Annotated in this window: 15 protein-coding genes; 8 read left to right on the top strand and 7 right to left on the bottom strand. The window is 70.0% G+C overall.

What is annotated here, in order from left to right; genetic code table 11:
* Nucleotides 1-128 precede the first annotated feature (128 nt).
* From FDA94_RS31935 to FDA94_RS31925, 3 genes are read right to left on the bottom strand one after another with little or no spacing between them, the layout of a single operon-like run.
* A complete protein-coding gene (locus FDA94_RS31935) occupies nucleotides 129-974 on the bottom strand; it encodes a carbohydrate ABC transporter permease (protein ID WP_137250785.1) in 846 nt (281 codons plus the stop codon).
* Nucleotides 971-1,942, bottom strand: coding sequence for a carbohydrate ABC transporter permease (locus FDA94_RS31930; RefSeq protein WP_137250784.1), 972 nt, complete (start codon nucleotides 1,940-1,942; stop codon nucleotides 971-973). Before FDA94_RS31930 ends, FDA94_RS31935 begins: the two co-directional genes overlap by 4 nt.
* A 27-nt stretch (nucleotides 1,943-1,969) precedes the next feature.
* The gene (locus FDA94_RS31925; RefSeq protein ID WP_170991219.1) at nucleotides 1,970-3,196 is read right to left on the bottom strand and encodes an ABC transporter substrate-binding protein; all 1,227 of its coding nucleotides are present in this window, start codon (nucleotides 3,194-3,196) and stop codon (nucleotides 1,970-1,972) included.
* Between the two features lie 180 nt (nucleotides 3,197-3,376).
* Here FDA94_RS31925 and FDA94_RS31920 point away from each other — a divergent pair, with 180 nt between their 5' ends.
* The gene (locus tag FDA94_RS31920) at nucleotides 3,377-4,567 is read left to right on the top strand and encodes an ROK family protein (RefSeq protein WP_137250782.1); all 1,191 of its coding nucleotides are present in this window, start codon (nucleotides 3,377-3,379) and stop codon (nucleotides 4,565-4,567) included.
* Between the two features lie 21 nt (nucleotides 4,568-4,588).
* On the opposite strand, the gene FDA94_RS39580 is transcribed toward FDA94_RS31920, so the two are convergent.
* Both FDA94_RS39580 and FDA94_RS31910 read right to left on the bottom strand, forming a co-directional pair.
* Nucleotides 4,589-5,911 carry a hypothetical protein gene (locus tag FDA94_RS39580; RefSeq protein WP_170991218.1) on the bottom strand — a complete coding sequence of 441 codons (1,323 nt, stop codon included), beginning with the start codon at nucleotides 5,909-5,911 and terminating at the stop codon, nucleotides 4,589-4,591.
* 11 nt (nucleotides 5,912-5,922) lie between these two features.
* The gene (locus FDA94_RS31910; protein ID WP_137250781.1) at nucleotides 5,923-6,405 is read right to left on the bottom strand and encodes a hypothetical protein; all 483 of its coding nucleotides are present in this window, start codon (nucleotides 6,403-6,405) and stop codon (nucleotides 5,923-5,925) included.
* Nucleotides 6,406-6,558: 153 nt separating this feature from the next.
* On the opposite strand from FDA94_RS31910, the gene FDA94_RS31905 reads away from it, so the two are divergent.
* The 3 genes from FDA94_RS31905 to FDA94_RS31895 are packed head-to-tail and all read left to right on the top strand — an operon-like array spanning nucleotide 6,559 to nucleotide 7,747.
* A complete protein-coding gene (locus FDA94_RS31905; protein ID WP_137250780.1) occupies nucleotides 6,559-6,867 on the top strand; it encodes an ArsR/SmtB family transcription factor in 309 nt (102 codons plus the stop codon).
* On the top strand, nucleotides 6,864-7,343 hold the full coding sequence (locus FDA94_RS31900; RefSeq protein ID WP_212735596.1) for an SRPBCC domain-containing protein: 480 nt from the start codon (nucleotides 6,864-6,866) through the stop codon (nucleotides 7,341-7,343). The genes FDA94_RS31905 and FDA94_RS31900 overlap by 4 nt, the downstream gene beginning before the upstream one ends.
* Complete coding sequence (locus FDA94_RS31895; RefSeq protein ID WP_137250778.1) at nucleotides 7,340-7,747, top strand: VOC family protein; 408 nt, start codon at nucleotides 7,340-7,342, stop codon at nucleotides 7,745-7,747. The genes FDA94_RS31900 and FDA94_RS31895 overlap by 4 nt, the downstream gene beginning before the upstream one ends.
* A 14-nt stretch (nucleotides 7,748-7,761) precedes the next feature.
* Here FDA94_RS31895 and FDA94_RS31890 read toward each other — a convergent pair whose 3' ends face one another.
* Entirely contained in the window at nucleotides 7,762-7,968 is a 207-nt protein-coding gene (locus FDA94_RS31890; RefSeq protein ID WP_137250777.1) for a TOBE domain-containing protein, read from the bottom strand.
* A gap of 77 nt (nucleotides 7,969-8,045) precedes the next feature.
* Between FDA94_RS31890 and FDA94_RS31885 the strand changes: the two genes are divergently transcribed.
* Genes FDA94_RS31885 through FDA94_RS31870 form a run of 4 tightly spaced genes read left to right on the top strand, consistent with a single transcriptional unit; the run spans nucleotide 8,046 to nucleotide 10,939 of the window.
* Complete coding sequence (locus FDA94_RS31885) at nucleotides 8,046-8,804, top strand: SDR family NAD(P)-dependent oxidoreductase (RefSeq protein ID WP_137250776.1); 759 nt, start codon at nucleotides 8,046-8,048, stop codon at nucleotides 8,802-8,804.
* Between the two features lie 15 nt (nucleotides 8,805-8,819).
* Nucleotides 8,820-9,734, top strand: a complete 915-nt coding sequence (locus FDA94_RS31880; protein ID WP_137250775.1) for an NADP-dependent oxidoreductase — start codon at nucleotides 8,820-8,822, stop codon at nucleotides 9,732-9,734.
* Nucleotides 9,735-9,753: 19 nt separating this feature from the next.
* Nucleotides 9,754-10,101, top strand: a complete 348-nt coding sequence (locus FDA94_RS31875; RefSeq protein ID WP_137250774.1) for a TIGR03668 family PPOX class F420-dependent oxidoreductase — start codon at nucleotides 9,754-9,756, stop codon at nucleotides 10,099-10,101.
* 4 nt (nucleotides 10,102-10,105) lie between these two features.
* Nucleotides 10,106-10,939, top strand: coding sequence for a hypothetical protein (locus tag FDA94_RS31870; protein ID WP_137250773.1), 834 nt, complete (start codon nucleotides 10,106-10,108; stop codon nucleotides 10,937-10,939).
* On the opposite strand, the gene FDA94_RS31865 is transcribed toward FDA94_RS31870, so the two are convergent.
* Nucleotides 10,926-11,849: an alpha/beta hydrolase gene (locus FDA94_RS31865; protein WP_137250772.1), complete on the bottom strand. Its 924-nt coding sequence runs from the start codon at nucleotides 11,847-11,849 to the stop codon at nucleotides 10,926-10,928. The genes FDA94_RS31870 and FDA94_RS31865 overlap by 14 nt on opposite strands.
* Nucleotides 11,850-11,906: the final 57 nt, after the last annotated feature.

Here is an 11,906-nt window from a genome sequence, read left to right as displayed (position 1 = left end):
GGCGGGCGTTAGCGTGGGCCATGAAGACCTCCGGGATGGTGATGACGGCAATCTCCACCACATCCGGAGGTCTTCCATTTGATCAAGCATCAGCTCCGGCGAGTCACCAACCTGATGGCCGAGTACACCTAGCTCTTCAGGCCCGAGAACGCGATGCCCTGCATGATGCGCCGCTGGAAGATCAGCAGCACGATCATCACCGGGATCACCGCGAGCGCCGCGCCCGCCATGATGTAGTAGGCCCGGCCCGACTCCGTGCTCGCGAGCTGCTGCAACGCCAGCGGCAGCGTGTAGTGCTGCGGGTCGTTGAGCACGATCAGCGGCCACACCAGGTCGTTCCAGTGGAAGATGAAGCTGGTGATCGTCACGACGGCCAGGACCGGCTTCGACAGCGGCAGGATCACCCGCCAGAAGATCTGCATGCGGCCGGCGCCGTCGATCCGGGCGGCTTCCTCCAGTTCGACCGGAAGTGTGCGGAAGAACTGCCGCATGAGGAAGATGTCCAGAACCGAGGCCACGTTGGGCAGGATGATGCCCCACGGGGAGTCGTAGACGCCCAGCAACTGGGTGACGTGCAGGCGCGGCACCAGCAGGGTGATCGTCGGGACCATCATCCCCGCCAGCATCAGGACGAAGATCTTGTCCCGGCCGGGGAACGGGATGCGCGCGAACGCGTAGGCCGCCAGGGCGTCGATCAGCAGTTTCGCCGGCACCAGGACGCAGGTGATCCAGACGCTGTTCCAGAACGCGGTGCCCAGGCCGCTGATCGACAGGACGTACTCGTAGTTCCCGAGCGTCGGGTTCCACTCGCCGGTCTTCTTGTCGAGCGGCAGGAGCTGGGGCACCTGCGTGTAGACGTCGGGGCCGTTCTTGAACGACGTCGCCAGCATCCACACGAAGGGGACGACCGACACCAGCGCCAGCAGGATCAGCGCGATGTAGATGGGCAGGCGGCGAACCGTGGTCTGGTTCACGACACCTCCTGCTTCATGAACTTGAACTGGACGAACGTGATGATCATGATGAAGACCAGCAGGACGAACGACATCGCGCAGGCGGCGCCCATCGCGTTGTAGCGGAACGCGTACAGGTAGATGTGCAGCACGTAGGCCAGGCCCGACTGCTCGGGGCCGCCGGTGACGCTTCTGTTGCCGCCGCCGCTGAAGATGACGTACACGAGCCCGAACACCTGGAGCGCGGCGATGATGCCGGTCACGACGAGGTAGAACGTCGTCGGGCGGAGCATCGGGACCGTCACCTTGAAGAAGCGCTGCACCGGGCCCGCGCCGTCGATGACCGCCGCCTCCCTGATCGACTCGGGGATGCTCTTCAGGCCCGCCAGGTAGATGATCATCGAGATGCCGCACTGCCACGCGGCGATGAACGCCAGCGCCGGGATGACCAGTTCCGGGGTGTTCAGCCAGTTCTGGCGGGGGATGCCGACCAGCCCGAGCACCGCGTTGACCAGGCCGTACTGCGGGTCGTAGAGCCAGCGCCAGATGGCGCCGACCGCCGCCTCCGCGGTCACGACGGGCAGGAACAGCAGCAGGCGGAACAGGTTCGAGCCGCGCCGGATGGTGTTGATCAGCAGCGCCTGGGCGAGCGCGGTGACCAGCGTCAGCGGCACCGCGACCAGGGTGTACTGCAGGGTGACCTGGATCGACTTCCAGAAGTGCGGATACTTCACGTCGTCGAAGAACAGGTCGGTGTAGTTCTGCAGGCCGACCCAGATCGGCGCGGAGTGCAGGTCCCACTCGGTGAAGCTGTAGTACAGCGCCGCCAGGGCGGGATAGAGCAGGAAGATGATGAAGTACGCCATCGCGGGGGCGATGAGGAGCCACCCCACGAGATGGTCACGCCCGCCGATGCCCGGACGGCGGCGGCGCCGTCCGGGCCTGGCCGGCGTCTCGGCGGGCCGCTGGGCCACGACCGGAGATGCCACGGTTGCCTCGCTTCCGTGATGACTGGGCTAGCTGTTCCAGCCGAGCAGGGCGCGGGTCTTGTTCGCCGCGTCGGTGAGCGACTCCTGGGCGGTCATCTTGCCGCTCAGCGCCGACTCCAGGGCCGGGGCGATGATCTCGTCGTTGATCTGGATCCACTGCGGGATGGCCGGACGGGCCTGCGCCACCTTGAGCTGCTCGAGGAAGGCCTGCTGCTGCTCGCCGAAGGTGGCGGCGTCGCGCTCGGCGGCCTCCTTGTTGACCGGGAAGCCGCCCAGGGCCTGGGCCAGGACGGTGTTGTTGGTCGCGTTGGTCAGGTGCTGCAGCCACTTCCAGGCCAGCGCCTCGTTCTTGCCCTTGGTGAACACGACCGCGTTCTCGCCGCCGATGTTGCCGGCCGGGGTCGTCTTGTAGGGCAGCGGGGCCACGTTGAAGTCGAGGTCGGGGAACTGGTCCTTGATCGTGGCGACGTCCCACGGGCCGGAGATCATCATGCCCGCGAGGCCGTTGGCGAACGCCTGGTCGGAGTCGGTGATCTCACGGGGCGAGGACGGCAGCAGGTCGACCCAGAGCTGGAGGGCCTCCACGGCCGGCGGCTGGTCGAACAGGATCTTCTTGTTCGCCTCGTCGACCATCTGGCCGCCGGCTCCGCCGACCACGCCCGGCCACATCCAGGCGCCGTAGCCGTCGCCCTTCGGCACCACGATGCCGGCCACCTTCGGGTCCTTCTGGTGGATCGCGGCGCTGATCGACTTGAGCTCGTCCCACGTCTTCGGCGGGGTCGGCACCAGCGCCTTGTTGTAGAACAGGGCGACCGCGGTGTGGTCGATCGGGAAGCCGTAGAGCTTGCCGCCCACCTTGTTGGTGTTGAGCGCGCCCTCCCAGAAGTCGGCCTCGTTGAGCGTGCCGGCCGGGACCTCCTTGATGGTGCCCTCCAGCGCGAAGCGGGAGACCAGGGGCTGGTCGAGGATCCCGACGTCGGGGACGGTGTTCCCGGCGAGGGCGGAGCCGAGCTTGGTGTTGTAGTCGTCCTTGGGGATCTTGACGATGTTCACCTTGACCCCGGGGTTGGCCTTCTCGAAGTCCGTGCGGATCTTCTCGACCACTTCGCCGGCCTGGGGGGTGCGGTCCTGGAACATCCAGTAGGTCAACTCCGTGGCAGACCCCGCGCCGCCCTCCTCGGAGCCGCCGCCGCAGGCGGCGAGCCCGGTGAGCAGCACCGCTGCGGCAGCCGCCCCAGTGACTCTCCTGATCATTTCCATCTCCTTCTCGGGGGGTTGAACAGACGATAATGTAAGACGCAAAAAAAGATCAGTCCCTCGTCGGAAACGCTTTGGTAACGCGGCACCCGCTACCCTGTGCGGCGGCACTTGCCTGGTAGCCGTTTCGTTCACGCATTGAACTAACATGTCGGCAGAAAACGGGAGGACAGGCCCATGGCAAGGCCGGAGCGCAAGACGGTCAGGGATGTCCGGAAGGGGAATCGCGGCATGCTGCTGCGGACCCTGTACTTCGGCGGCCCGCGGAGCCGTCATGAGCTGACCGGGCTCACCGGCCTGAGCGCGGCGACCATCAGCACCATGACGGGCGACCTCCTCACCGAGAAGATCCTCATGGAGGCCGGCCAGGTCGACAGCGACGGCGGGCGGCCCAGGGTGCTGCTGCGGGTCAATCCCGTGTACGCCTACCTCATCGGCGTCGACGTCGCCGAGACCCACGTCCGGGTCGAGCTCTTCGACCTCGAGATGACCGAGAAGGCCCGGGTCGACTACACCCTCAGGCCCTCCCACCACGACATCGAGCTGGTCGCGCGGCGGATCCTGGCCGGGATCGACGTGGTGCTGGCCGACGGGCAGGTGACCGCGGCCCAGGTGCTCGGCGTCGGCATCGGGGTGCCCGGGATCGTGGAGCGCGGCGTCCCCGACGCGCTCATCCACGCCAAGACCTTCGGCTGGGACGGCGTCCCGCTGGGGGCGCTGATGCGGGCCGGGACCTCCCTGCCCGTCTTCATCGACAACGGCGCCAAGACGATGGGGCAGGCCGAGCTGTGGTTCGGGGCCGGCCGGGGGGCCGACCACGCGGTGATCGTGCTGATCGGATCGGGGGTCGGGGCCACGGTGGTGGCCGACGGCCAGGCGGTGCGGGGGACCTCGAACTCCGCCGGCGAGTGGGGCCACACCAAGATCGAGATGAACGGCCGGCCGTGCCGCTGCGGGTCGCGCGGCTGCCTGGAGGCCTACATCGGGGCCGAAGGGCTGCTCGACCGGGCCGGGGTGCCGGTCCAGACGACCGACTGGCCGTCGGCGCTCGGCCGGGTGCTCGACGTCGGCGGGCCGGTCGTCGACGAGACGGTCACCTACCTCGGGACCGGCCTGGCGAACCTGATCAACATGCTGAACCCGGAACGGATACTGATCGGCGGCTGGGCCGGGCTGATGATCGGCGAACGGCACCTCGACCAGATCCGCGTCGTGGTGGGGGAGAACTCCCTGACCCAGCCCTACAACGCGACCTCGATCGTGCTGGGCGAGCTGGGCCCCGACGCGGTCGCGATGGGGGCGGCCACGCTGGTGCTGGAGGAGTTCCTCGACGCGAGCGCTCCACTGCGGCTGCACGCCGCGAGTTGATACTTATGTCAAAGGGTTGAACTAAGGTTCCGGCCAGATCATCAGGAGCACGACCTGAGGGGTGACCTTCTCGTAGTCGGGCTCGGCGTGGTGGAACCGGATCCGGTAGCGGCCCGGCCGTAGGCCGGGCACGGTGAGGCCCTGGTCGGCGGCCATCGGATCGACCAGCATCATGTGGCCCTCGGGGCTCGTGTAGCCGACCTCGACGACGCGGTCCCAGCCCTTGCGCTCCTTCGGGGGCCGTCTGTCGTAGACCTCGACCTGGACGCAGTTCTCGAAGTCGGAGTGGGTGCTCAGCAGCAGGTGGCCCCGGCTGGTCGCGATGCCCGTGCCGGACGACCGGTCGAGCAGGCCGTCGTCGTAGTGGTCGCCCTCGAAGGACTCGATCACGCCGTAGTCGGGCCAGATGACGTCGCGCACCACCTGGCGGGCCCGGATCTTCGGCCGGTGGCGGCGCTGGTCGCAGAACGCCCCGGTGACGGCGTCGGAGGCGGCGAACGCCGCGTCTCTGGCGGCCGTCATCGCCTCGACGTCGCGTTTGGCGGTCGGGCAGATCGGGGCCAGGTCGTGGCCGGAGAACTCCTTCAGGGGGTAGCGCGCGCACGCCGCCCGGCCGTAGGCCAGCAGGTCACGGTCGGGGACCCCGCGATAGCGCCCGCTTTCGCGCATCGCGCACAGGAACACCTCGTCGGAGGTCTGCGCGGTCTGCGGGTAGTCGTGGCACCGCACCCGGGCCGCGCCGGCCTGGCTCACGTCGGTCTCGACGAACGCCAGGAGCAGGGCGGCGGCGGCCACCCCGGCGAGGATCCGACCGGCCACCCGCGGGCCCTCACCGCGTGCCGGGCGCGCGGCCAGCATCATCAGCAGCGCGGTCGCGACCGCCAGCGGGCCGTCGGGGATCGTGAAGAACCACAGCCCCTCCGTGCCGCCCCACGATTCGAGGCAGCGAGGGCCGGCGAACAGGTCGTACAGGGCGAACGCGGAGGTGTGGCCCCCGGCCACCAGCACGGCCACGGCCAGCGCCCGGACGCTCACGCGCCCCAGGAGCGGACGCCCGCCCATCGTGGTCACGACCATGACGACGATCGAGATCACGACGGCGATGGGGGCCAGCCGGTCGATGAGGAAAACGAACACGCCGTCGGGAAACTTCGTGCCGGTGTCGTCGACGCCGGACCAGAGCGCCGTCGACACCCGGTCGCGGAGGTCGTTCCCGAGACAGGACTCCAGGGGGCCTACGTAGCCGAACGAGAACTCCCGATCGCCGGACAGCGCCAGGTAGGCGAGTTCACCGGCCGAGACGACGAAGGCCAGCGTCAGGTAGATCCACGATCTGCGGGGCACGAGCGCACACCCTAGCCACGGGGCCCGACAGAACGATCCTCGGGGGCCGAGGCCAGGACCATGGCCGTGGCGGCGACCGCCGGGGGCACCGCCGGGGCCAGGTAGTAGACCAGTTCGCCCAGGTCGCCGCCCAGGCCGTAGTAGCAGTCGGAGTGGGTGAGCAGGTTGACGACGAAGAGCACGGTGCCGAAGCCCCCGGTCAGCAGCAGCACGCCCGCCAGCGCCCGGACCGTCACCCGGCCGAGCCGGGCCCGCCCGCGGGTGATGGCCACGGCCAGCACGACGAGCCCGGCCGCGACGATCACGGGCGCGGAGGAGACCGCGACCACCTGGTCGACGGAGAGCCCGGCCTCCGTGTCCTCCGGGACGTAGCCGCACTCGCCGTCGGGGTCCCGGTAGACGGTCGGCCACATCGGACCGCCCGCGTTCGCGGCCAGGTTGGCCATCGAGACGCAGAACGCCAGGGCGAAGTAGGTCAGGGATCTCCAGGACACGAGGGCACAATCTAGCGGCGGCCGCCGACAGGGAACTCCCGGCGGTGGCCGCCCTTATCGATGATTTTCGGGGCATGGGCGGCAACGCTGGCGAGTCCCGCCGGCACCGTGGTATAAAACCATCCTGTTACATAACTGAGAGGTTATTCATCCATGCTGGACGCCACGTTCGCGGCCCTGGCCGACCCCACCCGCCGGGCGATCCTGGCCCGGCTCGCGCAGGGCGAGGCCTCGGTGGCCGAACTGGCCGCCCCCTTCGCGATCAGCCAGCCGGCGATCTCCAAGCACCTCAAGGTCCTGGAGAAGGCGGGCCTGATCACCCGGGGAAGAGACGCCCAGCGCCGCCCCTGCCGCCTCGCCGCCGAGCCGCTGCGCGAGGCGACCGAATGGCTGGCCGATTACCGCGACTACTGGGAGGAGAGCTTCCAGCAGCTCGACGCGCTGCTGCGAGGCGGGGAGTGACCGAGGTCGTCGCCCGGGGCGATCGGGAGCTCGTCGTCACCCGCCGGTTCGCCGCTCCGCGCGAGCGGGTGTTCGCCGCGCTCACCGTGCCCGACCTGCTCGTCCGGTGGTACGGCGCGAAGGGGTGGCGGCTGGTGGAGTGCGCGTTCGACGCGGCGCCCGGTGGCGCCTACCTGTTCGTCTCGGAAGGGCCGGGCGGGGCGCGGATGGTGCAGCGCGGGGAGGTGCGGGCCGTCGAACCGCCCGTCTCGATCACCATCAGCGAGGTCTTCGACGAGCAGTCGTATCCGGGGGTCACCCTGATCACCCACGAGCTCACCCGCGAGCTCACTGGGGAGGGGCCCGCGACCCTGCTCACCACCACGATCCGCTACGCCACCGCCGAAGGCCGGGCGACCGCGCTGCGGTATCCGATGGCCAGGGGCATGGCGGAGTCGTACACGAGATTCGATCTTCTGTTGGAAGGACAGCCGTGAACTGGACCCTCGAAGTGGTCATCGTGCCCGTATCGGACATCGACCGGGCCAAGGCCTTCTACGCCGACCGGCTGGGCTTCGCCGTCGACCACGACACGGCGTTCGGCGACGACGTCAGGATCGTGCAGCTCACCCCGCCCGGGTCGGGGTGCTCGATCGTGATCGGGAAGGGGGCGGTGCCGGAGATGCCGCCAGGGTCCCTTCGGGGGCTCCAGCTTGTGGTGCCGGACATCCGGAAGGCGCACGCGCTGCTCGTGGAGCGGGGGGTCGACGTGACCGACGTACAGAAGATCGGGGAGAACCCCCATCCGGTGCCCGATCCCCTCGACAACGTCGGGTTCGTGTTCTTCGACGACCCCGACGGCAACGGGTGGGCGGTGCAGCAGATCTCGTCGCGAGGCTGACCGCCCACGCGCGGTCAGTCGGTCGCCAGGATCACGTCCGAGGCCTTCACGAACGCCGTGACCCGGCTGCCGACCCCCAGGCCGAGCTCCTCGGCCGCCTCGGTGGTGATCGACGCGACCAGCCGGAGGCCGCCCGCCGACAGTTCGACGTTGGCGGTGGCCTCGCCCCGCGTGACCCCGGTGACCTCGGCCGGGATCGCGTTCCGTGCACTCAGCTTCATGATCGTTGTCTGCCCAGGCTCACGGGGGCGGAAAACACCCTGTCCGTAGACTGGGGATCGGACGAAAGGGGTAAGTCATGCGCCTTGACGGCACGGTCGCCCTGGTCACAGGGGCGTCGAGCGGAATCGGGGAGGCCGCCGCTGTGGCGCTCGCCCACCAGGGCGCCGCGGTCGCGGTGGTCGCCCGGCGGCGGGAGCGCCTCGAGGAGCTGGCCGCCCGGATCGGCAAGGACGGCGGACGGGTCCTGGTGATCGAGGCCGACGTGACCGACGAGGCGCAGGCCCGCGCGGCCGTCGAGCGCACCGCCTCCGAGCTCGGCCGGATCGACACCCTGGTCAACAACGCCGGCGTCATGCTCCTCGGGCCCGCCCAGGACGCGCCGGTCACCGAATGGCAGCGGATGGTCGAGGTCAACGTCCTGGGCCTGCTCTACTGCGCGCACGCCGCGCTGCCGCACCTGATCAGGGCGGCCGACGACGGGCCCCGCTACGTCTCCGACATGGTCAACATCTCCTCGGTCGCCGGGCGGATCGCCCGCAGCGGGAGCGGCGTCTACAACCTCACCAAGCACGGCGTCGGCGCGTTCAGCGAGGCGCTGCGGCAGGAACTCACCAAGAAGCACGTGCGGATCTCGCTGATCGAGCCGGGCGCGGTGGAGACCGAGCTCGCCGGGCACAACCGGCCCGAGGTGCTGGAGGGGATCAGGAACACCTTCGGCGACGTCGAGCGCATGCAGCCCGAGGACATCGCCGACGCGATCGCCTACGTCGTGACCCGGCCCCGGCACGTCGCGATCAACGAGGTGCTCATCCGGCCGACGGAGCAGGAACGGTAAGCCGAGGAGGGCGAGATGCCGAAAGCCTACGTGTACCGGGAATACGGTGGCCCCGAGGTCGAGGAGTTCGCCGACCTGCCGAAACCGACCGCCGGACCAGGCCAGGTCGTCATCAGGGTCAGGGCCGCCGGGGTCAACCCGGCCGACTGGAAGCGCCGCACCGGCTGGCGCGGGCCGGGCGTCAACCCCGACCACTTCCCGGCCGTCTTCGGCAACGAGGTCGCCGGGGTCATCGCCGAGATCGGCCCGGGCGTGACCGGGCTCAAGCCGGGGGAGGCCGTCTTCGGCAGCCCGCTGAAGGGCGGTTACGCCGAGTACGCCGTCCTCCCCGCGTCCGGCCTGGCCCGCAAGCCCGACGTGGTGTCCTTCGAGGACGCCGCCACCCTCCCCGTCGCCGCCGCCACGGCCTACGACGGCCTCCGCCAGCTCGGCCTGCCGCGCGGCGGCACCCTGCTGATCACCGGCGTCGGCGGGGGCGTCGGCACGGCCGCCGCGCAGATCGCCCGGCACGCCGGGGTACGCGTGGTCGGCACCGCCGACCCGGCCAAGCGGGAGTTCGTCGAGTCGCTCGGGGCGGCGTACGTGGAACCGGGCCCCGGCGTCGCCGAGCGCGTGCGCGCGGTGGCCCCCGAGGGCGTGGACGGGATTTACGACCTGGTCGGCGGCGACGCGCTCCGCGAGGTCGCGCCGGTGCTGAGCGACCACTCGAAGCTGATCTCCGCCGGCGACCAGACCACGGCCAGGGACCTCGGCGGCAAACCGGTCGCGCGGGCCCGCACCAAGGAGGTGCTGGGCGCGGTCGCCGACCTGGTGGCCGACGGCGTGCTCGACCCGCACGTGACCGCGACCTACCCGCTCGACCAGGCCGACCGCGCGCTGAGGGAGGTCGAGAACGGGCACGCACGAGGCAAGATCGTCATCACCGCGTGAGCGGTTCGCGGCGGCGCGGGTGGCCCGGCTGGCCACCGCCGGCCCGCACGTGGTCCCGGTGACGTTCGCCGTGGAGGGCGACGTGATCGTGACCGCGGTCGACCACAAGCCGAAGACGACCCGGCGGCTGCGCCGCCTGGAGAACATCGCCGCCGATCCCCGTGTCAGCCTCCTCGTCGACCATTACGAGGAGAACTGGGAGAAGCTGTGGTGGGTACGGGCGGACGGGGTCGCCCGGGTCGTCGACGAATGGCCGATCGATTTGCTGACGGCAAAATATCCGCAATATCGGGAAATTCCGCCTGACGGGCCATTCATTGTGATCGACGTACATCTATGGCGGGATTGGGCGGCGCTGCCAGACTAGGCGCATGCCGTTATGGGGGAGACGCCTGCTGGTCGTCCTGGCGATCTGGGTGGCCGCGCTCGCGTTCGCCCACTGGTCGCCGATGGAGGACGACTTCGGGGATTTCGTCCTGCTCTTCACGGCCCCGCTCACGCTGGGCCTGATCCTGGGCCTGCTGGCGGGGCTGCCCTGGTGGCTGCCCGTGGGCCTGCTGGCCTTTCCCGGCACCTTCCTGCTGGTGTACGCCGCGTCACCGTGGCTCGACGTGCTCGAGGTGGAGACATGGCCGAAGCCGGTCGGCCTGGCCTTTCCGGCGGTCGGATATCTGATCGTCTCGTGGCTCTTCTCGCCCGGATTCCGGTGGCCGAAGATCGGTGTGGGCGTCCTTCTCGCGGCGGGGGTGGTGGGGGCCTCCCCGCTGGAGGATCTGCGGTCGGACACCGAGTTCGAGGACATGATCACCTCCACCAGCGTGCCGCTGGTCGTGCCGGTCATCCCCGGCCACACCCTGGTCTCCTCGAGCAGCCTCCCGCTGAACGGCGAGATCGAGCTGAGGTACGCCTCGCCCGACGGCGAGACCGAGATCGAGGTCTACCTCCATCCCGAGACCAGAGATCCGCAGGAGATGTGCCTCGACCCGGCCCCCCGCTACCCGATCGACGAGAGGTCCGAGTGCCGCGAGGCCGCGCCGGGGGTCTGGGTCAGGACGGCGCCCGGCTGGGTCCGGGCGCTCGGCCGGGCCGGTGGGGCGACCATGCAGATGATCGCCCACGACCTGCCCGAAGACGTGCTGGTGCGCGGCTTCGCCCAGACCCGGCCGGTGACGCCGGAGGAACTCGTGGAGCTCAGGGACGTCTGAACGCCGCCCGCAGGTTCCGCGCGACGTGCTCCCTGGCCTCGCCGGCGGCGTCGAAGAACCCCGGGTAGGAGAAGAACCCGTGCAGCGCGCCCGCGTAGTCGAGGTAGTCGACCGGCACCCCGGCGTCCGCCAGCGCCTTCGCGTACGCCCGCCCCTCGTCGCGCAGCAGGTCGTATTCGGCGGTGACGACGGTCGCCGGAGCCAGCCCCGACTTGTCGGCCAAGTGGAGGGGGGACAGCCGGGGATCGCGGGGGTCGACGCCCGGGGCGTACTTGCGGACGACCCAGGTCATGTCGGCCACGCTGAGGCCGTAGCCGTGGGCGTACTCGGCGTAGCTCGGGGTGTCCATGGCCACGTCGGTCACCGGGTAGACGAGCGCCTGGTGGGCGAGCGGCAGCCCGGCGTCGCGGGCCAGCCAGGCGGTCACGGCCGCCAGGTTGCCCCCGGCGCTGTCGCCCGCGACGGCGACCTGCCCCGGTTCCCCGTGGTAGAAGGCGGGCCGGTCGAAGACGTCGCGGACGACCGCCCAGGCGTCGTCGACGGCGGCCGGGAAGACGTGGTGGGGGGCCAGCCGGTAGTCGGCCATGACGACCACCGCTCCGGTGCGAACCGCCAGGTCACGGCCCAGGGGATCGAGCTGGGGGAGGGTACCGTAGACCCAGCCGCCGCCGTGGAGGTAGACCACGACGGGAAGCGGCTCTTCGCCGGTGGGGCGATAGACGCGTACGGGAACGCCCGCGACCGTCGCGTCGACGGCGGAGAACACCTCGACGGGGGCCCCGCGCTCGGCGACCCTGCTGTCGAGCTGGCGGAGGACGGCCACCTCGTCGTCGGTGAGCGCGTCGAGGTCGGCGCCGGCGACGGGCGGGAAGCGGTCGAGGAAGGATTGGGACTGCGGGTGCAGCGGCATGCGCGAGAACATACTCGACTTCGCGGGACGAATCTGCTCTAACGGTGAGCAATCGTC

The sequence above is a fragment of the Herbidospora galbida genome (assembly GCF_005233835.1).
In the GTDB taxonomy this organism is placed as follows: Bacteria; Actinomycetota; Actinomycetes; order Streptosporangiales; family Streptosporangiaceae; genus Herbidospora; species Herbidospora galbida.
This window is presented reverse-complemented; position numbering and strand designations above follow the sequence as displayed.

What these genes read in the sequence shown, in the direction of transcription:
- FDA94_RS31880 (WP_137250775.1), top strand. Translation starts at nt 8,820, where the DNA reads ATGCCGAAAGCCTACGTGTACCGGGAATACGGTGGCCCCGAGGTCGAG.
- FDA94_RS31925 (WP_170991219.1), bottom strand. Translation starts at nt 3,196, where the DNA reads ATGATCAGGAGAGTCACTGGGGCGGCTGCCGCAGCGGTGCTGCTCACC.
- FDA94_RS31870 (WP_137250773.1), top strand. Translation starts at nt 10,106, where the DNA reads ATGCCGTTATGGGGGAGACGCCTGCTGGTCGTCCTGGCGATCTGGGTG.
- FDA94_RS31890 (WP_137250777.1), bottom strand. Translation starts at nt 7,968, where the DNA reads ATGAAGCTGAGTGCACGGAACGCGATCCCGGCCGAGGTCACCGGGGTC.
- FDA94_RS31885 (WP_137250776.1), top strand. Translation starts at nt 8,046, where the DNA reads ATGCGCCTTGACGGCACGGTCGCCCTGGTCACAGGGGCGTCGAGCGGA.
- FDA94_RS31920 (WP_137250782.1), top strand. Translation starts at nt 3,377, where the DNA reads ATGGCAAGGCCGGAGCGCAAGACGGTCAGGGATGTCCGGAAGGGGAAT.
- FDA94_RS31905 (WP_137250780.1), top strand. Translation starts at nt 6,559, where the DNA reads ATGCTGGACGCCACGTTCGCGGCCCTGGCCGACCCCACCCGCCGGGCG.
- FDA94_RS31865 (WP_137250772.1), bottom strand. Translation starts at nt 11,849, where the DNA reads ATGCCGCTGCACCCGCAGTCCCAATCCTTCCTCGACCGCTTCCCGCCC.